The organism is Cellulomonas sp. P5_E12, from assembly GCF_054049315.1.
In genome coordinates this window covers 157568-176937 of record NZ_JBFUMP010000007.1, presented here as the reverse complement: position 1 = coordinate 176937, position 19370 = coordinate 157568, and the positions used below count along the sequence as shown (strand labels likewise).

General features: G+C 71.7%; 20 protein-coding genes. 7 read left to right on the top strand and 13 right to left on the bottom strand.

Translation table 11 applies throughout. From position 1 onward, the window contains the following. On the top strand, nucleotides 1–1105 hold a 1105-nt coding region (locus ACXJKA_RS08690), incomplete at its 5' end, for a PP2C family protein-serine/threonine phosphatase (RefSeq protein ID WP_456824788.1). Between the two features lie 308 nt (nucleotides 1106–1413). Here ACXJKA_RS08690 and ACXJKA_RS08685 read toward each other — a convergent pair. Together ACXJKA_RS08685 and ACXJKA_RS08680 are read right to left on the bottom strand one after the other, a co-directional pair. Then, nucleotides 1414–2733 (bottom strand): vanadium-dependent haloperoxidase, encoded by a 1320-nt coding sequence (locus ACXJKA_RS08685; RefSeq protein ID WP_456824787.1) that lies wholly within the window; start codon nucleotides 2731–2733, stop codon nucleotides 1414–1416. 223 nt (nucleotides 2734–2956) lie between these two features. After that, the gene (locus ACXJKA_RS08680; protein WP_456824786.1) at nucleotides 2957–4285 is read right to left on the bottom strand and encodes an ion channel protein; all 1329 of its coding nucleotides are present in this window, start codon (nucleotides 4283–4285) and stop codon (nucleotides 2957–2959) included. A 362-nt stretch (nucleotides 4286–4647) separates the two neighbouring features. Between ACXJKA_RS08680 and ACXJKA_RS08675 the strand changes: the two genes are divergently transcribed. The 3 genes from ACXJKA_RS08675 (at nucleotide 4648) to ACXJKA_RS08665 (ending at nucleotide 8589) form a co-directional block, all read left to right on the top strand. Then, nucleotides 4648–4839 carry a DUF1918 domain-containing protein gene (locus tag ACXJKA_RS08675; RefSeq protein WP_456824785.1) on the top strand — a complete coding sequence of 64 codons (192 nt, stop codon included), beginning with the start codon at nucleotides 4648–4650 and terminating at the stop codon, nucleotides 4837–4839. Nucleotides 4840–5293: 454 nt separating this feature from the next. Further along, the gene (locus tag ACXJKA_RS08670; RefSeq protein WP_456824784.1) at nucleotides 5294–6442 is read left to right on the top strand and encodes a glycosyltransferase family 4 protein; all 1149 of its coding nucleotides are present in this window, start codon (nucleotides 5294–5296) and stop codon (nucleotides 6440–6442) included. A gap of 29 nt (nucleotides 6443–6471) precedes the next feature. Beyond that, nucleotides 6472–8589 carry an amylo-alpha-1,6-glucosidase gene (locus ACXJKA_RS08665; RefSeq protein WP_456824783.1) on the top strand — a complete coding sequence of 706 codons (2118 nt, stop codon included), beginning with the start codon at nucleotides 6472–6474 and terminating at the stop codon, nucleotides 8587–8589. Between the two features lie 39 nt (nucleotides 8590–8628). Here the strand turns inward: ACXJKA_RS08665 and ACXJKA_RS08660 are convergent, their stop codons facing one another. The 10 genes from ACXJKA_RS08660 to ACXJKA_RS08615 all read right to left on the bottom strand — a co-directional run bounded on the left by ACXJKA_RS08660 (nucleotide 8629) and on the right by ACXJKA_RS08615 (nucleotide 16272). Further along, nucleotides 8629–8994, bottom strand: a complete 366-nt coding sequence (locus ACXJKA_RS08660) for a hypothetical protein (RefSeq protein WP_456824782.1) — start codon at nucleotides 8992–8994, stop codon at nucleotides 8629–8631. Between the two features lie 271 nt (nucleotides 8995–9265). After that, nucleotides 9266–10150, bottom strand: coding sequence for a phosphotransferase family protein (locus ACXJKA_RS08655; protein WP_456824797.1), 885 nt, complete (start codon nucleotides 10148–10150; stop codon nucleotides 9266–9268). 80 nt (nucleotides 10151–10230) lie between these two features. Then, nucleotides 10231–10641: a nuclear transport factor 2 family protein gene (locus ACXJKA_RS08650; protein ID WP_456824781.1), complete on the bottom strand. Its 411-nt coding sequence runs from the start codon at nucleotides 10639–10641 to the stop codon at nucleotides 10231–10233. A gap of 46 nt (nucleotides 10642–10687) precedes the next feature. Then, nucleotides 10688–11659 (bottom strand): manganese catalase family protein, encoded by a 972-nt coding sequence (locus tag ACXJKA_RS08645; protein WP_456824780.1) that lies wholly within the window; start codon nucleotides 11657–11659, stop codon nucleotides 10688–10690. Nucleotides 11660–11672: 13 nt separating this feature from the next. Further along, nucleotides 11673–12758 carry a YihY/virulence factor BrkB family protein gene (locus tag ACXJKA_RS08640; protein WP_456824779.1) on the bottom strand — a complete coding sequence of 362 codons (1086 nt, stop codon included), beginning with the start codon at nucleotides 12756–12758 and terminating at the stop codon, nucleotides 11673–11675. A 75-nt stretch (nucleotides 12759–12833) separates the two neighbouring features. Further along, nucleotides 12834–13439 (bottom strand): DUF3618 domain-containing protein, encoded by a 606-nt coding sequence (locus ACXJKA_RS08635; protein ID WP_456824778.1) that lies wholly within the window; start codon nucleotides 13437–13439, stop codon nucleotides 12834–12836. Continuing rightward, entirely contained in the window at nucleotides 13436–13846 is a 411-nt protein-coding gene (locus ACXJKA_RS08630; RefSeq protein WP_456824777.1) for a phage holin family protein, read from the bottom strand. Before ACXJKA_RS08630 ends, ACXJKA_RS08635 begins: the two co-directional genes overlap by 4 nt. Further along, a complete protein-coding gene (locus ACXJKA_RS08625; RefSeq protein ID WP_456824776.1) occupies nucleotides 13843–14514 on the bottom strand; it encodes a hypothetical protein in 672 nt (223 codons plus the stop codon). Before ACXJKA_RS08625 ends, ACXJKA_RS08630 begins: the two co-directional genes overlap by 4 nt. 316 nt (nucleotides 14515–14830) lie before the next feature. Next, on the bottom strand, nucleotides 14831–15595 hold the full coding sequence (locus ACXJKA_RS08620) for a GAF and ANTAR domain-containing protein (protein WP_456824775.1): 765 nt from the start codon (nucleotides 15593–15595) through the stop codon (nucleotides 14831–14833). Beyond that, the gene (locus ACXJKA_RS08615) at nucleotides 15592–16272 is read right to left on the bottom strand and encodes a GAF and ANTAR domain-containing protein (protein ID WP_456824774.1); all 681 of its coding nucleotides are present in this window, start codon (nucleotides 16270–16272) and stop codon (nucleotides 15592–15594) included. Before ACXJKA_RS08615 ends, ACXJKA_RS08620 begins: the two co-directional genes overlap by 4 nt. A 125-nt stretch (nucleotides 16273–16397) precedes the next feature. Between ACXJKA_RS08615 and ACXJKA_RS08610 the strand changes: the two genes are divergently transcribed. After that, complete coding sequence (locus ACXJKA_RS08610) at nucleotides 16398–16565, top strand: hypothetical protein (RefSeq protein WP_456824773.1); 168 nt, start codon at nucleotides 16398–16400, stop codon at nucleotides 16563–16565. A gap of 64 nt (nucleotides 16566–16629) precedes the next feature. Here the strand turns inward: ACXJKA_RS08610 and ACXJKA_RS08605 are convergent, their stop codons facing one another. Further along, nucleotides 16630–17328, bottom strand: a complete 699-nt coding sequence (locus ACXJKA_RS08605; protein ID WP_456824772.1) for a hypothetical protein — start codon at nucleotides 17326–17328, stop codon at nucleotides 16630–16632. Nucleotides 17329–17521: 193 nt separating this feature from the next. On the opposite strand from ACXJKA_RS08605, the gene ACXJKA_RS08600 reads away from it, so the two are divergent. Both ACXJKA_RS08600 and ACXJKA_RS08595 read left to right on the top strand, forming a co-directional pair. Further along, nucleotides 17522–18643 (top strand): sensor histidine kinase, encoded by a 1122-nt coding sequence (locus tag ACXJKA_RS08600; protein ID WP_456824771.1) that lies wholly within the window; start codon nucleotides 17522–17524, stop codon nucleotides 18641–18643. Further along, a complete protein-coding gene (locus tag ACXJKA_RS08595) occupies nucleotides 18640–19287 on the top strand; it encodes a response regulator (protein ID WP_456824770.1) in 648 nt (215 codons plus the stop codon). Before ACXJKA_RS08600 ends, ACXJKA_RS08595 begins: the two co-directional genes overlap by 4 nt. Nucleotides 19288–19370 lie beyond the last annotated feature (83 nt).

Genomic DNA, 19370 nt, shown 5'->3' with positions numbered 1-19370 from the left:
GATGCGCGACACCCTGAACGCGTACGCGGCCCTGCGCATCGACGCGCTCTTGCCGGACGCGTACCTGTTCCGCACGATGCGCACGGGCGAGCCGATCGTCATCCACAATGCGACCGAGTCGATCAGCAGGGAGCTGTCCGGCCGCGCCCGCGAACTGCTGCGCGACCTCGCGCCGAGCACCGCGTACGCCATCCCGATGCGCGCGCGTGATCGCACGGTTGGTGCCATCACGGTTTTCCTCGACGAGGGGCAGCCGGGGYTGGCGCCGCAGGACGTCGCACTCCTGGTGCAGCTGGCGGACCGGGCGGGCATGGCCCTGGACAAYGCGCGGCTGTTCGGGCGTCAGCGCGAGATCGCGGTCGCGCTGCAGCGGCTGCTGCTCTCGTCACCGACGCCGTCGCAGGACCTGCACGTCGTCGTGCGCTACGTCGCTGCGGCGGAGGCGGCGCAGGTGGGTGGCGACTGGTACGACGCGTTCACGCAGCCGTCGGGCGAGACGGTCGTYGTCATCGGGGACGTGATGGGGCACGACACGCCGGCGGCGGCTGCGATGAGCCAGYTGCGCACSYTGCTGCGGGGCATCGCGCACACSGGCGGCGGGACGCCCGCGCAGGTGCTCACGTCGCTCGAGAACGCCGCCCGCGCGCTGGGCATCGACGCGATGGCGACAGCCGTCGTCCTCCGGCTCGAGCGCGCTTCCGACCAGCGCGACGACGCCATGACGTTGCGTTGGACGAACGCCGGCCATCTGCCGCCGCTTCTCATCGCGCCCGACGGCACGGTGACGGAGCTCGACGCCCCCGCGGAGCTCGTGCTGGGCCTGCGCACCGGAATGCCACGTACCGACCACGTCGTGCGAGTCCTCCGCGGCTCGACGCTGCTGCTCTACACCGACGGACTCGTCGAGCGCCGCGGCGAGCACCTGCGCGTCGGGCTGGACCGCCTCGTCGCCCAGGTCGCGGAGCTCACGCGTGACGACGGGGCGGGCCACGCCGGCCGCGACCTGGACGGCCTCGTCGACGAGCTGCTGCGGCGGCTGGCCCCCGAGGGCGAGGCGGACGACGACGTCGCGGTCCTCGCCGTGTACCTCGAACCCCTGCGCTGACGGAGGCCCGTAGCCGCGTAGCAGACGCGGTCCGTCGTGTGCGCGACCTGCGCGGCCCTGTTGTCCGGCGCGAGCCGGAGCAGGGTCCGCCGGGGCGCGGGTCCGGGGGACCGCTGCAGGGCTGGCCTGAGTGACAACTGACACCGCGCGGGTCAGTTGACCCCGCCAGGCTGGCAAACCTGCCCTGGGGTGACGAAACGCCCACAGGTGTCGTGCGTGGAACGCTGAATGCCGTGGCCTCCCCAGGAGGACCCCGTCGAGACCACACCCGGGCGGCCGATCGGGGCGCCCCGGATGGGCCGCCTCGTTTAATGCGCGCCTCCGACGGGCTGGAAGTAGTGCGCCGCCATGTAGTCGGCGACATTCCAGCCGAGCTGCTTTGCCTGCTCGTCTGCCGTGCGGTAGTGCAGGCCCGCCCAGATGCGCGCCTCGGTGATCTCCGCAATCGACTGCGAGAAGCTACCGAAAGTGCGAGTGCGGGGATCAGCAGCACCCAGAAGCGGCGAGATGCTGGTGATCGTGTAGCCACCTTGGATCACGTCGCCGAAGAACGTCTGCAGGACGCGCGTGTGTGCGGCGTCGAGGCAAAGGTGGCCGGACGGGTGTTCTGGGTAGGGCGCCGAGATGAGCGGAGTCCAATTGGCGTCCTGCACCGTTGCCGGGTTGCCGTCCTCGGCTGCCCGGGGGATGGCGTTCCACGGTCGCCAGAAGTCCCAGTAGTACTTGTCGTTCCAGCAGTTGATCGCCGCGTCGGCCCCGCTCAGGTTCTCCATCGCCAGGAGGCGGGCGCTGTCGGCGATGCTGAGCCCGTTCCGCAGGGCGAGGTCTCTCGCGACTTCGTTCCAGCTCGAGACGGGCGTGCTCTGCCACCACCGTGCGATGTACGTCTGCTCGGGCGTTCTGACCGCGCTGTTCGCAGCACCGAGCGTCATGACCTCGTTGAAATCCTTGACCCAAGCGGCGCTGGTGAGCGCGTTCGGACCGGGGGTGCGGAACTGCGAGGAGGTCTGCATCAGGAAGGGCTCCACGCCGCCCACCCACGGCGTGGGATCGAGGATCGGCTGCCCGGCCGCGTTCGTCTGCGGCCACCAGTGCCCCGGAGCAGTGTTCGGCACCCACTGCGAGGGCCCGAAGCGTCCGTCGTCCTGGCGGGCGGCGATCATGGCGCCGGCTGCGGCGTTCCCGGCCGCGACCCCCTGGTTCCTGAAGGGGCCGTTCGGGACCTCGGCCAGCGAGGTCGCATATTGCGTGGCGAGCGAGTCCAGCAGGGTCGCTCTCGCCGGGGTCGGGAGGTTCTGCACGGTGGACACGATGTTGCGGAGGACGCCGTAGGCCGCCGTCGCCACAGCGGCGTCCTTCGAGGCACGCGCGGAGAAACGCCTGTCCAGGAGGTACGGCCGGGAGTGCTTGGGCTCGGTCGCGTTGACGGCGTCGTAGACCGCGCCCTGGACCATCGCCACGTGTACCTGTGCGGCGGGCGGGGCACCTCCTGCGGGACCGGGCAGCCCGATGAGGGTGTTCACGGCGATCGTGTTCCACACCGTGACGGCGTTGCTGGGTGGAGGGTCCCCACGCGCCGGAGCCGACGTTGCGCTCAGAAGGAGCACCACGGCGGCGGTGGCCGCCATCAATCGAATCGATTTCATCGCGTCCCCATCTCATAGGCGGGGACTCGACCAGCGCTCGGAGGGCCCTCGAAGCGGTCTTGTGCTCCTCAGCCAACGACTTCCGACTCGAGTTGGCAATGACGTTCGTGGGTGATCTCGGGCGTTGGGTGCTCTTGTGTGGCTGCGGCCCGGAATGACGAGTTCATGGGATTGAACTCCCGCTGCAGGGGCGCAAGCAGCGGCGTCACGTCGCCGTCGTGCCCGCAGGGGGTGTCGGACCCTCGGAACCCGGTTCCACGGCCGACGGGCCGACCTGTCCACCGGGCCGGTCCGTGGCGATGAGCTCCGGTCGGTTCGCCACGAGCAGCCACGCAGCAAGCATCGCGGCGATGACCGCGGGAAGCAGCGCGACGTCCGAGACGATCGCGACCGCGATAAAGACGCTGAGCCAGCCGCTCCGCGTCGCCACGACCAGGATCCCGGCGGTCGCCGCTCCCACCGCGAGGGCCATGGGAACCACCGACCAGGCGGTGCCGACGGCGAAGCCGAGCGCGACGCCGACGAAGACGACGGGGAAGATGCGACCGCCCCGGAACGCGACGGTGCTGGCGACGAGCATGGCGAGGAGCTTGACGAGCGCCAGGCCGAGGAAGCCGAGGGCCGTGGTGCTCCCGACCTGCTCGGGCAGCTGTTTCATCTGCTCGAGGCCCTTGAAGAGGGTGATCGGACCGCCCACGGCGCCGAGCACGCCGAGCGCCAGGCCGCCGAGCGTCAGCAGGAGCACGGGGTTGCCGATGCGGTGGAACAGCCGGTGCGTCGGGGTGAACGCGTAGGCGGCGCCGAGCCCCAGCCCGGCGGCGCCGAGTGCGATCACGACAGCCAGCCCGATGTCCCGAACACCACCCCACTGGTAGGTGGGCAGATCGACGTCGAACGTGACGTCCGTGAGCCGGGCCGAGGTCAGGGCACCTGCGATGGCGGCGACGAGCGGTGCGAACAGCCGGTCCCAGAGGGGCGTACGCCGGTCGCCCGGGTTGATCTCGGAGAGCATGAGGGCCGCTGCGACGGGCGTGCCGAACATCGCCCCGAGGGTCCCGGCCGTCGACAGCACGATCCACGTGGGCACCTGCACCCGCGGCAGGGTCCGCGCACCGATGGCGACGACGAGGGCTGCGTTGATCGCCATGATCGGGTTCTCCGGGCCCAGGCTCACACCGCCGGCGAGCGTCAGGACCATGGCGACGGCCAGCCCGGGCAGCACCCGCGGCGCGAGCGGCACTGACACCAGGCCGTGGGTCGCCGGGTCCGGGCCGGCGTGCCCCGGCGCGAACCGGACGACGAGCCCGACCGCGAGGCCGGTCAACGTGAGGATCCCGATGGTCCACGGCGCCGCCTCGGGGTCCGTGCCGACGCTGTCGGCGAGGCCGCCCCAGAGCCAGCGCTCGAGCACCGCGGCAAGCTCGGTCAGCGCGACGAGCGTCAGAGCGCAGAACGTGCCGATCAGCAACGCGGGCACACCCAGGCGCAAGAGGTCTCGCACGGGGACGCGGATCTCGGCGGTCGGATGGCTCATCGCGCTCCGTCCCCTCGACCCGTCCACGCTGACGCGTGCACGCCTGACGCTTTCACGCCCGGCGCTGGTACGCCCAGCGTTTGCGCGCCTGACGTGTGCACACGACGCCGTGCAGGGACCGTTCAGCAGCTCACCGGCGGACGCGGGCGAGCGGTGACCGCTCTGGGTGCCCGACGACGTGCATCGCAGCGGCGGATCTTGCACCAGAGAGCGCGACCCCTTCGGGCTGGTGACTCGGCCGCGGGAAGCATCGCGGCGCTGGTCAGCCCTCACGCGCAGTTGCGCGTCGTTCGCCTTCGCAGCTCGCCGACCGGTCGCCTTGACCTGCCCGCCGTCCTAACCTGGAGGGGAGGTGATGACTCGTGCGCGCAGAGGTCGGGGACAAGGTGGTCGTCCACGGGCGGACCGTCGGTGCGGCTCCGCGGACAGGCACTGTGGTGGAGGCGCGGGGGAGTGACGGTGGGCCGCCGTTCCTGGTCCGGTACGAGGACGGGCACGAGGCTCTCGTGTTCCCCGGGCCGGACGTCCATGTGGAGCACCAGGCGCAGTCCTGACTCGGTGCATCACTGGGTACCTGCTTCGACCTGGCTCTGCGGCCGTGAACGGTCCTCCGCCTGCGCCGACGGCGAGGACGGAAGAGCCCTCAGGTCGTCGCCCTTTGGTGAGCATCGACAGGTAGGCCGCGCCACCCGTCCGGGCGCGAGAACGTGCCGACGGCCTCGTGTCGTGGACCGCCGGCTCAGTGGTCGCGTAGCGCGTGGATCAGCTGGGCCTTGTTCATCGACGAGCGGCCCTCGATGCCGAGCTCGCTTGCGCTCCAGCGTGCGCTGACCGCCGGGCGTCCACGCAGCATCGTCGCGCCGTGGGTTCGGCTCGCGAATGCCCAGAGCGCCGACCTCGATGCCACACCCCATCCGGCCGCGGGCGCGCGGGCTGGTTCTACCGGGCGTAACGTAGGTCTCGCGTCGAGGCGTGGCGCTCATCAGCCCGCCGAAGGACGTGACAATCATGCGAATCGGAATCATCGCCCCGCCCTGGGTTCCCGTTCCGCCACCTGCCTACGGCGGAACGGAGTCCGTGATCGACAGGCTGGCCCGCGGCCTGCTCGATGCGGGCCACGAGGTCGTCCTCGCCGCCGCAGCGAACAGCGAGTGCCCCGTACCTCAGGTTCCCGGCACCGCGACGGCACCCCTGGATCGTCCGCTCACGGGCGACGCCGTCTCCGAGCTGAGGCACGTCATCAGCGGCTACGCCGCGATGCGCGACCTCGACCTGATCCACGACCACACGCTCGCCGGACCGCTGCTGAAGCACGACCACCGGGTGCCGCCGGTGGTCACCACCAACCACGGGCCGTTCAACGCGGCGCTGTCGCCGCTCTACGAAGCGATGCGCGGCGTCGCGATCATCGCCATCTCCCACCACCAGGCATCCACCGCGAACGGCATCCCCGTCGCGGCGGTGATCCACCACGGCATCGATGTCGATCAGGTCCCGATGGGCTCCGGGGACGGCGGGTACGTGAGCTTCGTCGGCCGAATGTGCCGCGAGAAGGGGCCGCGAGAGGCGGCGCTGATCGCGCGCGAGGCCGGCATGCCGCTGAAGCTCGCCGCCAAGCTCCGTGAGCCCCGCGAGCACGAGTACTTCGAGGCGCAGGTCAAGCCTCTGCTCTCGCGCGACATCGAGTACGTGGGCGAGCTCGGTGAGGCCGACAAGCTCGCCCTCATCGGGGAGTCGATGGCTCTCCTCGACCCGATGCAGTGGCCCGAGCCGTTCGGCCTCGTGATGATCGAGGCGCTCGCCTGCGGGACGCCCGTCGTCGCGACGCCGGCCGGCGCGGCACCCGAGATCGTGGACGAGGGAGTCACGGGCTACCTGCGGCGTACCCAGCCGGACCTGGTGACCGCGCTCCACGACGCGCCCTCGATCGATCGGGCCGCCTGCCGGTCAGCGGCCCGGGAGCGGTTCTCGACGACGCGCATGGTCGACGACCACGTCCGGCTGTACTCGCGGGTGATCGAGGCGAAGGCGCGCGGGGAGCGACCGGCCGCGGCGTGGCCGATCCCCGTCCCGGAGCGGACCGACGTCCTCCCGAGCGACCGTGCCGTCGCGGCGGGCGCGTCCGTTCTCGCCGCACGCCGCTCCCACCCGTCGTGATGTCGACCTCGGACGAGACGATCGCGACGGTGGGCGGGTCTGGCGCCGTCACCGTCTTCGAGGGCTCGTCGTTCTGCATCACCGGGACCGGCGGCGACATCGATCCCCGCCACGCGCACGGCGTGTTCTTCGAGGACACGCGCATCGTCTCGGGCTGGCAGATGCTTCTTGACGGCCGACCACTCGAGGCGCTCGCGGCCATGACACCGGAGCCATTTCGCGCGGTGTTCGTCGGCCGGCACCCACGCGAAGGGCTGGACGACACCGAGCTCCTGGTCGAGCGCCAGCGTCGCGTCGCCACCGGCCTGCGGGAGGACTTGCTCATCCGCAACTACGGTCGCGCAGCGGTCACCTGCGAGCTCACGCTCCGAATCGCCGCAGACTTCGCCGACCTCTTCGAGGTCAAGGAGGGCAGGATCAAGCGGGTCTGGGACCACAGCGCCCGGGTCGACGGCCGCGAGCTGGTCCTCGAGGCCGAGTGGCACGGGCACCGCCGGGGCGTGGTGATCACGTCCGACAGCGGCAAGCCCGACGTCGGCGGCATCACGTTCATGGCGACAGTGCCGGCCCGCGGGACGTGGTCTGGCCACGTCATCGTGCACCCTGTCGTGAACGGCGACCGGGCCGAGAGCAGCTTCCCGGTCGGGGAGCCGTTGGAGGAGTCCGTCCCGTCCCGTCGCTACCGCGCCTGGCGCGAGCAGGCGCCGGTCGTGGGGGTGGAGAACGAGTCGCTGGGGCGCATCCTCGAACGGAGCCTGACGGACCTGGGGGCGCTGCGCATAACCGACCCAGCAAACCCTGAGCGCACGGCGGTCGCGGCGGGTGCCCCGTGGTTCATGGCACTGTTCGGCCGGGACTCGCTGCTCGCCTCGTTCATGGCTCTGCCTGTCGACCAGTCGCTCGCACTCGGGACCCTCCAGACGCTCGCGCACTACCAGGGCACGAAGGTGGACCCGCTGACGGAGGAGCAGCCCGGGCGGATCCTGCACGAGGTCCGTCTCGGCGTCGACACCGGCCTCGCGCTGGGTGGCGGCGGGGTGTACTACGGGACAGCCGACGCGACGCCGCTGTTCGTGTGCCTCGTCGGGGAGCTGTGCCGCTGGGGCTTCGAGGACGACGAGCTGGGTTCCCTCCTACCGCACGTCGACAGGGCGCTGGCGTGGGTCAGGGAGCACGGTGACCGTGACGGCGACGGCTTCGTCGAGTACGAGCGCCTGCACGACGGAGGTTTGGCCAACCAGGGCTGGAAGGACTCCTGGGACGGGATCACCTTTGCCGATGGCTCCCTGCCGCGTGCCCCCATCGCGCTCTGCGAGGTCCAGGGCTACGTGTACGCGGCGTACGTGGCGCGCGCCCTGCTCGCCCGGCACTTCGGTGACGACAGCTCCGCACAGCAGTGGCGCGACCGCGCCGCGGAACTCAAGGAAGAGTTCAACAAGCGCTTCTGGCTCCCCGACCGTGGACAGTTCGCTCTTGCGCTCGACCGCGACAAGCGCGCGGTCGACGCGTCGGCCTCAAACATCGGGCACTGCCTGTGGACGGGCATCGTCGACGAGGACAAGGCGGAGGCCGTGGCCGACCGGCTGCTGGCGCCCGCGATGTTCACGGGCTGGGGCGTGCGGACGCTCGCGTCGGACATGGGCGCGTACAACCCCGCGAGCTATCACAACGGGTCCGTGTGGCCGCACGACAACGCCCTGATCGCCGCGGGGCTCATGCGCTACGGGTTCGTCGAGCACGCCCAGCGCATCGCGGTCGGGCTCCTCGATGCGGCCGACCGGTTCGGTGGTCGGCTCCCCGAGCTCTTCTGCGGGTTCGGGCGCGACGAGTACCCGGAGGGTCCGGTCGCCTATCCGACGTCGTGCTCGCCGCAAGCCTGGGCGACGACGACCCCGCTGATGCTGCTGCGCACGCTCCTGCGCTACGACCCCTGCCTGCCGCACGGAACCGTCTGGCTGGCGCCCGCGATGCCGCCCGGGTTCGGGCGGGTACGCGTCGACAACGTGCCCCTGGGGGGCGACCGCGTGCGGTTCGAGATCGCGTCGAACGATGACGCGGACATCGCCAACCTGCCTGCGGGCCTCGCCCTGCATCGGACTCCGCGGCCGCTGCGCCACGACCTGGATCCCAGCCCCGGGCCGGGGTAGCCGTAGGGCCACCCGCGCCGCTCGGACCGGGCTGCTCGACTAGCTGCGAGCGGCGGCGGAGTCCCGCACGGCCGCCGACGCTCCGTGCGCCTGGCCGCCGTTGACGCCTCCGCCGACGATCGTCAACGTGACCCCGTGAGCGACGCTCTGCCGGAGCGCGGTCGACAGGACGTCGGCGGCCTCCGGGCCCACGCGAACCCCTCCGCGCAGATCGACCGTGACGTTCCCGCCCTCGGCCGTGCGCAGCATCGCCTCGGTGATGGCGCGCGCCAGGTCGTCCGCGGTGGACAGGTCGACGCAGCCGGTGACGTGCAGGGTCGACTGCTGGTCGCTGCTCTCGACGTGGACGTCGAGCTGCGGGCTGCGCCTCGCCTTCTGGGGAGGGGTTGGGGTGGTCTGGCTCATCATGCGCTCCCACGGTGGTGCCGGGGGCCGCGACTCTGGAGCCCCGGTCGCGATGGCCTGAGGCACATCGCGCCGTACCGCCCAGCATGCGCCGGACGCGACGGGGGCGCGACCTGCAGGGCGATGCCACTCGAGCCGCGTGGCACCCGTGCTCCCACTCGCTCGACGACCTGGCGACCGCGTCGCGGGTGGGCGTCAGATCCCGCGACCGCGCTCAGCGCTGGGGTCGCGCCGTGGTGCCGCTGGTGTGCGAGCGGCCCATCCGGTCGGGCTACGTGAGGGCTGCCAGGAGGGCGGCGGTGTCGGCCCGGTGCCGGGCGGTCGTGGCCTCGTACTCCAGGCACCACAGCAGCTGATAGATCATCGCGCGGGCAGCCCAGCCATCATCGGGTTGCACGCTGGTGCGGTAGACGGACCAGAAGGTCCCATCGGTCATGTCGTCCCAGAAGGCCATCCGCGCGAGGTCGCACTCCGCGGAACCAGCCCACGCCTTGTCCCAGTCGAGCACCGCGACCAGGTGCCAGCCGTCGCCGGCTCGGCGGAACAGCAGGTTGGCGTGGTGCAGGTCGTCGTGCGTGAGCGTCGGTCGGGGGTCGGTGCGGAACAGCTCCCCGTGCTGCTGGAGGGCCTGCTGGGCGAGCTCCCTGTTGCTGCCGTCACGAATCCGGAGCGAGATCCGTGCCTGCAGCGCCTCGACGAGACCGGCATCGCCGATCAGGGCCAGCTTGGCAAGACTACCGAACCGGGGCATCGCCACGGTCTGCATCGTCACGAGCATCTGCGCGATCTCGGCCGAGGCCCTCGCCACCTCCGCGTCACGCAGCTGCGGCCGCACCTTCCTCCACTCCGTACCCTCGACCTGCTCCTGGATGACGTACTGGAGGAGGACGCCGTCGGTCGTCTCTCCCACTGCGACCACGTCGGCCACGGGAACTCCGGCTCGACGGGCGAGGTCCTGCGCTGTGGCGGTCGCCGTGTAGTCGATCCCTGGCCGCGCCTGGGTGGTCGCCAGCTTCACGACGTAGTGCGTGGCGCCCGTGGTGACGAGGAACACCGCGCGGGTCTCGCTGACGGCGATCGTCTCCACCGTGCGCACCGCGCCGAGGTGCGTCGCGACGACCTCGTGGAGGGCGCCGAGCCAGCCCGCGACGTCCATCGTCACCTGTCCCATCTGCCGCCGGGGTTCCGGTGCGCCCGCTCCTCTCACCACCCGCGACCACCGCTCCGTGCCTGCGCTCAGCCGACGACCGGCTCGGTCACCGTGTCGGCGTGACGGTGGGCCACGCGCCATTCACCGTCCTCGCGTCGGTACACCTGCGTCGCGCGCAGGGTGAACGTCCGCGGCTGACCGTCGACGGACACCGAGACATGCTCGAGCCCGGCCGTGTAGGCCATGGCGCCCACGACGTCGTGCGCCAGGACCTCGAACGCGTACGAGGTGCAGTCCGCGAAGGTGACCTCTAGTAATCGGAAGATCTCCTCCACCTCCGCCTCCCCGAAAGCGTCGCGCCACGCGCCCTGGATGCTCACCGGCTCGTTGCGGGACCAGATCGCCCGCCGCGGGTTCGCGTCGCCGCCGAGCAGGGCTCGCTCGGCGGCGAGCAGCGTCGTGGTGACCCAGGCCAAGAAGTCCTCGCGCTCGGTCATCACACCAGGATGCTCGCGATCGCCCCGGGTGGACAGGGCCTCGTCGCTACGCCGTGGCGGGTTCCGGTGACACCGGGCCGTACAGCGGCGGCTGCATCTCGGCCATCTCGAGGTCGGCCGTCGCCTGGATGAGGGCGAGCAGCTCGGTGTCGACGCCCGGCGAGAACTCCTCGTACCGCTCGACGGCGATCTCCGACGGCACGCCCTCGGGCGCCTGCTCGGTGGCGTCCAGCTCGGTGCCGTCTTTCGACGGCGACATGCCCTGGAAGATCCGTCCCGCCTCGGACGACGCCGTGAGGTCGAACGTGTACTGCTTGCTCTGCAGCCCGAGGTCGACAAGCTTCTTGACCTCGGGGAACTTCTCGGCGTTCGTCTTGGGGATCGGCAGGACCGACGCCCAGTTCACGCCGAGGGTCTCCAGGGCGCGGGCGTAGGCGTTCTCGTGCGCCTGGTCGCGCACGATGAGGTACGCGATGGTCGATCGTGCGGTCTTGTTCGCGGTCATCTCGTAGATGCGGCACTTCTGCAGCCGCCCGGTCGACTCGAGCATGAGGTTGTAGAGCAGGTCGAGCACGAGGTTGCCCGAGTTGTAGACGTAGGAGCCGCTCCACGGGTTGCCGGCGGAGTCCACGGGCAGCGCGCCCTGCGAGGCGACCAGGTAGTGGTGGATGTTGCCCTGGTCCAGCGCCGACCCCAGCGGCGTCGCCCCGCCCGCGCCGGGCTTGTCCAGCGGGTCGGACTTCTTGCCGTTGTACTGCGGCGACCCGTCGAGCAGCCTCGCGATCGTCGTCCCGATCAGCTCCACGTGGCTGATCTCCTCCGTGCCGATGCCCTGGAGCAGATCCCGGTAGGGCTTGGCCTTCGGTCCACGGAAGTTGATGCTCTGGAACAGGTACTGCATCATCGTCCGCATCTCGCCGAACTGACCCCCGAGCCCCTCCTGCAGAGCATTGGCGGCGGCCGGGTCCGGCTCGTCGGCCTCGATGTCGTTGATCAGTCGCTGCACGTGCAAGTACATGAGATCTCCTTCGTCAGCCGTCGGTGTTCGTCGTGCTGTCGGCGCCGCGCGACTCGCGCAGGGCGCGACCGAGCCGCACGTCCTCCTCCTGCTTGGCCTGCTTCTTCTCGCTCGCGCGGGTGTCGCGCGGCGGGAGCTGGATGGTCTTCTCGGCCTCGATGCCGCCCTGCAGCTGGCGCCCGCGCTCGACCTCGGCGTCGAGCTCCGCGCCGAACAGGAGCGCCAGGTTGGTGATCCAGAGCCAGAGCAGGAACACGATGACGCCGGCCAGGGAGCCGTAGGTCTTGTCGTAGCTGGAGAAGTTCGCCACGTAGAACCCGAACGCGAGCGAGGCGAGGACCCACACGACGAGCGCGACGATCGCCCCGACGCTGATCCAGCGGAACTTGGGCTGCCGCACGTTCGGGGTCGCGTAGTAGAGGACAGCGATCGCGACGACGACGAGGGCGACGATCACCGGCCACTTCACGATGTTCCACACGGTGACCGTCACGTCGCTGAGCCCGATCGAGGCGCCCACGGACCGCGCGATGCCGCCGGACAGGACCACCGCCACGACGATCGCGACCGCCAGAACCACGAGGATCACGGTGACGAGGAGCAGGACGGGGCGCAGCTTCCAGATCGGTCGGCCCTCGTCGATCTCGTAGACCCGGTTCATGCCGCGGCTGAACGCGGCGACGTAGCCGGAGGCCGACCAGAGCGCCAGCACCAGCCCGAGGATGAGCGCGAAGCCGGCGGCGGGCGCCTCCGTGAGCTGGGTCAGGATCGGCTTCACGGTGTCGTCGACGGACGAGACGCCGACGTCACCGGCGATCTTGAGGACGTCGCTGACCATCTTCTGCGGGTCGCCCACCAGGCCGAGGACCGAGATGACGGCCAGCAGGGCCGGGGCGATCGCGAGGACCGCGTAGTAGGTGAGCGCGGCGGCCAGGTCGGTGCACTGGTCGTTGCCGAACTCCCGCAGCGTCTTGCGGGCGACGTACTGCCAGGACCGCTTGGTGATGTCGTCGGGGGAGTCCGGCTTGCGCGGGTCCTCGGGCGCCGGTGCGGCGTCCTTCTCGGTGCTGCGGGTGCTGCTCGTGTCGTGGGTGGTCATCGCCTCGGCCTCCGGGGGTGTCGTCGGGGGTGCCGCGAGCGGCGGGGCACCGCGCTGTGCCCCGCCGCCGGGCTCCTAGTAGCCGGTCTGGCCGCCGTCCGCCGCGTGGGTGCCGCGGACGGTGTCGGCCGCGTCTGTCGCGTCCGAGCGCAGGTCGGCCGCGGCGGACTTGCCCTCGTCGCGCAGGGTCGCCCCGGCCTCCGTCGCCCGGTCCTTGACGGCCGTCGCGGCCTCCTGGGCCGGCTGGCGCAGGTTGTCCGCGAGCCCCTGGGCCGCGTCCTTGGCCTCCTGCACCAGGGGAGCCGCCTGCTCCTTGGCCGACTGCGCGAGTTGCTGCTCCTGGCGCGTGCTGGGGAGCAGCGACGAGAGCAGCCACCCGGCGCCGAAGGCGATCAGCCCCGCGGCAAGAGGGTTGCCGCGGGTCTTGTCCTTGGCGGCGTGCGGCAGCTGCGCGGCCGCGTCGCCGACGCTGGAGGCGGCCGACCCGGCGGTGTCGGCGCCGCCGGAGACGCCGCCCATCACACGGTCCTTGGCGTCGGAGACGGCGGTGCGCACCTTGTCCGCCTGCCGCGCCGCGACCTGGGTCGGGCTCACCTTGTCGGTCAGGGCGTCCACGTCCGAGCTGAGCTCGGCGCGGGTGCGCTCGATGTCCTCGCGGATCTGGTCGGGGTCGGTGCTCATGAGTTCTTCTCCTCGTGTCCTTGCAGAGCGTTCGGGATCTTCTTGACGGACTCGGTGGTCTGGGGCAGCCCGGCGACGCGCCGCGACTCCGCCTTGCCGCGCAGCGCCAGGACGGCGGCGACGACCGCCCAGACGGCGGCGACGATCACGGCCGACCAGGCCCACGAGTCCATGGCGTCGCCGAGCGCCCACCACAGGGCGATCGACAGGAACAGCAGGACGAAGTGCCCGGCCACCGCGGCACCCGCGAACATCGACCCGCCCTTGGCCGCCTGCTTGGCCGATTGCCGGACCTCGGCCTTGGCCAGCTCGACCTCCTGGCGCAGGAGCGTGGAGATGTCGCGCGTGACGTCGCCCAGGAGGTCTCCGACCGACTGGCGCGGGGGAGCGCCCAGCGGCTCGGTCATCGCGGGTCCCAGGCGGGAGTGCGGACCACAGGGGCTGCGTCGTCGTCCGGGAGAACGGTCTGGTCGGCGAACCGCGGCTCGTCGATCGGATCGGCGTACGCGGGCGGCGGCATCGTGGTCGACCGCGTCGGGGCGGTCGGGGTACTCGTCGGCCGGGCCGTCGGAGCGTCCTTGAGCCCGCGGGTGAGGCGTCCCAGGACGACGCCTGCGCCGGCGGCGATGACCAGGAAGGTCCCCGGCCGACGACGGGCGAAGACGCGGACCTCGTCGAGAGCCTCGTCGGGGCCGTGGTCGTCCAGCCAGCGGCCGAGCGAGGTGACCCTGTCCCCGATCTCTCGAGCGATGTCCGTGGCGAGGTTCTGCTCGACCGGTGCCGCCGCCATCTGGGTCAGCTGGCCCCCGACGGTCGTCAGGCCGCCGGCGAGCCGGCTCTGCTGGGTGCCCACCTGTCCGGAGATCTCGTCGCGCGCCTGCGACCAGAGGTCACCGAGCTGCCGGCGAGCCTCCTGCGTCACGGCGGCGGCCTCGACCTTCGCCTCGCCGAGCAGGTGCCCGCCGGCGTCGGTCGCCTTGTCCTGGAGATTGCTTGCCTGCTCCTTCGCGGTGTCCGTCGTGCTGGTCGGCTCGCTGTCGGAGCGGGGGTAGCTGCTGGTGTAGTCGTCAGTCATGATGTCGCTCGCTTCGCGTGGTCTGGCGGACGGAGACGTCGAGACCGACCTGCGACGCGCGGGCGCGACGAGGCCGAGAGGGGGTCGAAGTCGTCGCGGGCCTTCTGCCGCGCGACCGTCCGCATGGGTGATCGGGGCGCCCATGGCGCTCCCGGGGTTCCAGCTGTCCGCGGTGTGCGCGCTACGCCGCGCTGCACACCTAGTCCCATGTCCGGCGACGTGTCCTGTCCCGGGCGACGGTCTGTTGGCCGACGATCGTCGACCAGCACCACGGACGTTAAGCCCGATGTGCGGGGCCCGCCACCGGAGTCGGCTCCTACACCCGCTGCCGGAACGTGTCGTGCTCGCGCGGGGGGCTCCCGGTGACGGCCTCGACGATGACGGCAGCGACCTCGCGCAGCTTCACCTTGCGATGCCGGGACGCGCTGCGCAGGATCGTCATCGCCTCGTCGGAGGTGCAGCGGTTCTCCGCCATGACCACCCCGATGGCCTGGTCGATCACGGCCCGTGACACGAGCGCTGCGCGCAGGTCGGCGTTCATCTCGACCTGGTCCGTGCTGCGCAGGCACAGGGCGACGGTCCGCGCGATCTCGTCGGCGTACATGTCGGCGACCGCGATCGCTGCGTCGTCCCAGGCGTGCGCCTCGGTCGCGTACAGGTTGAGGGCGATGTGCACGCCTGGGCGCACGTTGCGGGGGAGCGCGGCCGCCGAGGCGTACCCGTTGGCCCGCGCCGCGGCCCGCCACTGCGGCCAGCGGGTGTCGAGCTCGATGTCCGGGACGTGCACGAGGTGACCGACGTCGATGGACGTCAGGCACGGTCCGTCGTCGGCGGCGTACTCGACCTCGTCGCACAGCGCGGCCGGCGGGTCGCTCGCCGCGACCAGCGTGGGTCGCCCGTCGCGGCGCAAGGTGATCGTGGCCGAGGTCGCCGTGCCGACGTTGCGCGCGGCGGCCCGGGCGACGCCCTCCACGAACTCCTCGACGCCGGCAGTGCCCAGCAGCAAGGTCTGGAGCTCGGTGATCGCGTGGATCCGGGCGGTCTCGTTCATGGTCGACTCCTCCTCGCGGTTGTCAGTCATGCGCCCACCACGGTCCGGGCGACGTCGGCGTCCTGGAGCCCGGCCCGCGCGGCCGCGCTGTGCAGGACCGTCCGGGCCTCGTCGATGCCGATGCGTCGTGAGTGGGCGAGGATCCCGAGCGCCTGGTCGATCACGGCGAGCTCCTCCAGGTGCGCGGGCGCGACGACGGCGTCGTCCAGCGAGCGGAAGGCGAGGTCCGCGTTCGAGATGGCCTCGTGGGCGCTGGCCCCGACGATCGTGGCGAGCTGAGCCTCGTGGCCGCGGAACGCTCGCGGGCGTGCCGCGTAGAAGTTGACGGTGCCGACGAGCGTCCCGTGGTCCAGGACGGGTAGCGACAGCGAGCTGCGGACGCCGCGGCCGGCGGCGGTGGACGCGAACTGCTGCCACCGGTCCTCGTCGAGGATGTCGTCGATCCCGACGACGACGTCCTCGCGCCCCGCCTGCAGGCACGGACCGTCGTCCAGGTACTGGGCGGAGTCCATGACGGCCGAGTCCTCGGACGTCGCCACCACCGTGAAGGTGAGGTCCTCGGCGCCCAGGCAGTAGCTGAAACCGAGACACGACGGGACCTCGGCCGCGACTCGGTCACCCGCGTCGGCCACGACGGCGACGAGGTCGGTGTCCGACGACTCGCCGAGTCGTCTCAGGACCTCGATGGTCTGCGGCAGCAGCTGCATGGCACCTCGATCGGGCTCGCCATCGGCCAGTGCGGCTGCATCACGCTGGGCGATCGACGCTACGCCGCCCGTGCCGCGGTCGCTCGCCGACTCGCGACATCGTGTGCGCCCGCCATAGTGGGGCGATGAGCAGGTCGCGGGTCGGCTGGATCGTCGTCGCAGCGTTGGTCGGCATCGCGGCCGCCCTCGTCGGCAACTGGTGGACCGTCGCTGCGATGGTCTTTCTGATTGCGGGCCAGGTCGCCAGCGAGCGACACGAACGTCGCCGTGCGTCGACGGCGGAGCCGGCCTGAGTAGCGCGGTGATCTGCGCCTGTGCAGATCACCGCGCTTCCCCGTCCTGGCCGCCGTGCGCCCCTTACACGGTCGGGCGGTGGCGCAGCCAGTGCCAGGCGAGCGCGCCGATCCACAGCTCGAACGCGATCGTGCTCAGGGCCAGCACGGGGAAGAGCCCTCCGACCGTCAGGGTCGCGCTGCCGACGAGGCTGACGGGGATCAGGGCGGCACCCGTGCGACGCAGCCAGGGCGCCGCGTTCTCGGCCCGCAGCCCGAGCACGATGGCGCCGATGAAGAACACGCGGGGCAGGACGGAGAAGGCGAGCGAGAACGGCGCGATCGCGTCCCAGCCGGCGAAGGTGCGCAGGTCCCCGCCGGCGGCGGCCGCCTCCAGCGTGACGTCGTGCAGCACGCCGGCGAGCGGCCAGATCAGGGCCAGCAGCGTGCCGGCCGCGACGGCGACGGTGGCGAGGACTCCCGTGCGGTCGGCCCGGCGCAGGCGCAGCTGCACCGCACCGAGGAAGCCGAGCAGGAGCATCCCGGAGATCATGAAGACGAAGTTGCCCACCTTGTAGGCCGTGTAGCCGTCGAGCATGTGGGCGCCGCGCTCGAGCGCCGGGCCGGTGGCTGAGCCGTTCGGGAGGACGAACAGGGCCATCGCGATCATGACGACGACCTGGCAGATGGGGAACGCGAGGCCGATCCGGGTGCTGATCCGGCCGACGTCGAGCGTGGCCCGGCGTGGCGTCACGGTGGTGGTGTCGTGGGTCAGGGTGGTCATCGGGGTGTCCTTCGGTCGGGCCCGGCTGGGCCGGTGGCGGGTCCGGCGAGTCAGCCGGCACCGCCGACGCTAGGAATCCGTGCACGGTCGCCACATCGACCCGTGGGCCGCTCCTGCGCTCAGCCCGCGACGACTCGGCGGTCAGCCCTCGGGGTGAGGCGCAGCGCCGCGGCCTGCTCGTACGCTCGCGGTTGTGGACAGCACGCTGGACCGGAGGCTCGCCAAGGCGGGCACGACGCGGTTCGACGCTGCTCTCGCGGCGGCGTTCGTCGTCACCGGGCTGGTGCAGACGATCGTCGCGCCGCTCACCGACGGTCCGCTCGGTGTCGTCTACGTCCTCGGATCGATGCTCCCGCTCGCCTGGCGGCGCACCCGGCCGGTCGAGTCGGCGCTCGTCTCGAGCGCCTTCTGGTTCATCCCGCTCGACGGCTACCCGCTGCTCGGCTTCGTCGCGGTCCTCCTGCAGTTCTTCGCGCTCGGCACGCACGGGTCGCCGCGCCGGGCGGTCGTGCTCACCACCGTGTGGGCGGTGGTCGCGTCGGTTCTCGGCACGCTGCTCGGGCCCGAACCGCCCGTGGCGGCCGTCGGCGGTGTCCTCGCCGTGGTCGCACCCGTGCTCGTCGGGCAGGTGGTCGCGCGCCTGCGGGACCAGAACGCGCGCCTCGCGCGGCTCACCGACGAGCTGCGCGACGAGCGCCGGCGGGCCGAGGAGTCGGCGGTGGGCGCGGAGCGGGCCCGGATCGCGCAGGAGCTCCACGACGTCGTCGGGCACGAGGTCACGCTCATCGCCATCCAGGCCGAGGCGGCCCACGCGGCACTGCGGCTCGACCCGTCGCGCGCCGAGGCGCCCGTCGAGGCGATCCGGACGACGGCCCACCGCACGCTCACGGAGATCCGGGGCGTGCTCGGCGTCCTGTCACCCGACGGCGACCGCCGCGACGGTGCCGAGGACGTCGCCGAGCTGTCCCGGCGGGCGGCCGACGCGGGAATCGCCCACACGCTGACCGTGCACGGGGAGCCGTGGCCCGACCAGTCACCGGCGACGGGTGCCGTGGCGCGGGTGGTCCGGGAGTGCCTGACCAACGCAGGCAGGCACGCCGCGGGGAACGCGGCCGCGATCACGGTGACGTGGACGCCCGACGAGGTCGCGGTCGAGTCCGTCAATGAGGGCGCTTCCGCGGGTGTGCCAGTCCCGGGTCGTGGGCTCACGGGGATGCGGCATCGCGCGGAGCTGCTGGGCGGCACGTTCGAGGCCGGGGTGCACGGCGGCGACTTCGTGGTGCGGATGGTCGTGCCGGCGGACGGTGCCCGGTGACCCGGGTCCTCGTCGTCGACGACCAGGACCTGGTCCGCCAGGGGCTGCGGATGATCCTCGAGCTCGCGGGAGTCGACGTCGTCGGGGAGGCGCGCGACGGCGAGGCGGCGGTGCAGGCCGCCGCGCGGCTGCGCCCGGACGTGGTGCTCATGGACCTGCGGATGCCGGGCACGGACGGCGTCGAGGCGACCCGGCGGATCATCGCCGACGGTGACGCGCGCGTCATCGCGCTGACCACGTTCGACGTCGACCAGAACGTGGTCGACGCGCTGCGCGCCGGGGCCGTCGGCTTCCTGCTCAAGGACGTGACGTCGGACGGGCTCGTCGACGCCGTGCGCCGCGCGGACGCGGGAGAGCCGGTCGTCGCGCCGGCAGTCCTGGCGCGGATGATGGACCACTTCGCGGCCCGTCCGCCCGTTCCCGCACGCCGGCCGCCGGGCCTCGCCGAGCTCAGTGACAGAGAGCGGGAGGTCCTCGCCCTCATCGGCGCGGGCCGGTCCAACACCGAGATCGCGCACGAGCTGTTCATCAGCATGCCGACCGTCAAGACGCACGTGCGCCACGTCTTTGCCAAGCTCGAGCTGCGCGACCGCGCCCAGGCGGTGGTCGTCGCCCGCGACGCGGGCCTGACCGCGCCGGAGTAGAACTCGAAACGGCCTCTGACCTGCGATTTGACACTAGGCGAGCCGGTTCGTCGCCCGCTAGCCTCAGCCATCGACCTTCACCG

What these genes read in the sequence shown, in the direction of transcription:
- ACXJKA_RS08685 (WP_456824787.1), bottom strand. Translation starts at nt 2,733, where the DNA reads ATGGCGGCCACCGCCGCCGTGGTGCTCCTTCTGAGCGCAACGTCGGCT.
- ACXJKA_RS08680 (WP_456824786.1), bottom strand. Translation starts at nt 4,285, where the DNA reads ATGAGCCATCCGACCGCCGAGATCCGCGTCCCCGTGCGAGACCTCTTG.
- ACXJKA_RS08670 (WP_456824784.1), top strand. Translation starts at nt 5,294, where the DNA reads ATGCGAATCGGAATCATCGCCCCGCCCTGGGTTCCCGTTCCGCCACCT.
- ACXJKA_RS08660 (WP_456824782.1), bottom strand. Translation starts at nt 8,994, where the DNA reads ATGAGCCAGACCACCCCAACCCCTCCCCAGAAGGCGAGGCGCAGCCCG.
- ACXJKA_RS08655 (WP_456824797.1), bottom strand. Translation starts at nt 10,150, where the DNA reads ATGGACGTCGCGGGCTGGCTCGGCGCCCTCCACGAGGTCGTCGCGACG.
- ACXJKA_RS08650 (WP_456824781.1), bottom strand. Translation starts at nt 10,641, where the DNA reads ATGACCGAGCGCGAGGACTTCTTGGCCTGGGTCACCACGACGCTGCTC.
- ACXJKA_RS08645 (WP_456824780.1), bottom strand. Translation starts at nt 11,659, where the DNA reads ATGTACTTGCACGTGCAGCGACTGATCAACGACATCGAGGCCGACGAG.
- ACXJKA_RS08640 (WP_456824779.1), bottom strand. Translation starts at nt 12,758, where the DNA reads ATGACCACCCACGACACGAGCAGCACCCGCAGCACCGAGAAGGACGCC.
- ACXJKA_RS08635 (WP_456824778.1), bottom strand. Translation starts at nt 13,439, where the DNA reads ATGAGCACCGACCCCGACCAGATCCGCGAGGACATCGAGCGCACCCGC.
- ACXJKA_RS08630 (WP_456824777.1), bottom strand. Translation starts at nt 13,846, where the DNA reads ATGACCGAGCCGCTGGGCGCTCCCCCGCGCCAGTCGGTCGGAGACCTC.
- ACXJKA_RS08625 (WP_456824776.1), bottom strand. Translation starts at nt 14,514, where the DNA reads ATGACTGACGACTACACCAGCAGCTACCCCCGCTCCGACAGCGAGCCG.
- ACXJKA_RS08620 (WP_456824775.1), bottom strand. Translation starts at nt 15,595, where the DNA reads ATGACTGACAACCGCGAGGAGGAGTCGACCATGAACGAGACCGCCCGG.
- ACXJKA_RS08615 (WP_456824774.1), bottom strand. Translation starts at nt 16,272, where the DNA reads ATGCAGCTGCTGCCGCAGACCATCGAGGTCCTGAGACGACTCGGCGAG.
- ACXJKA_RS08610 (WP_456824773.1), top strand. Translation starts at nt 16,398, where the DNA reads ATGAGCAGGTCGCGGGTCGGCTGGATCGTCGTCGCAGCGTTGGTCGGC.
- ACXJKA_RS08605 (WP_456824772.1), bottom strand. Translation starts at nt 17,328, where the DNA reads ATGACCACCCTGACCCACGACACCACCACCGTGACGCCACGCCGGGCC.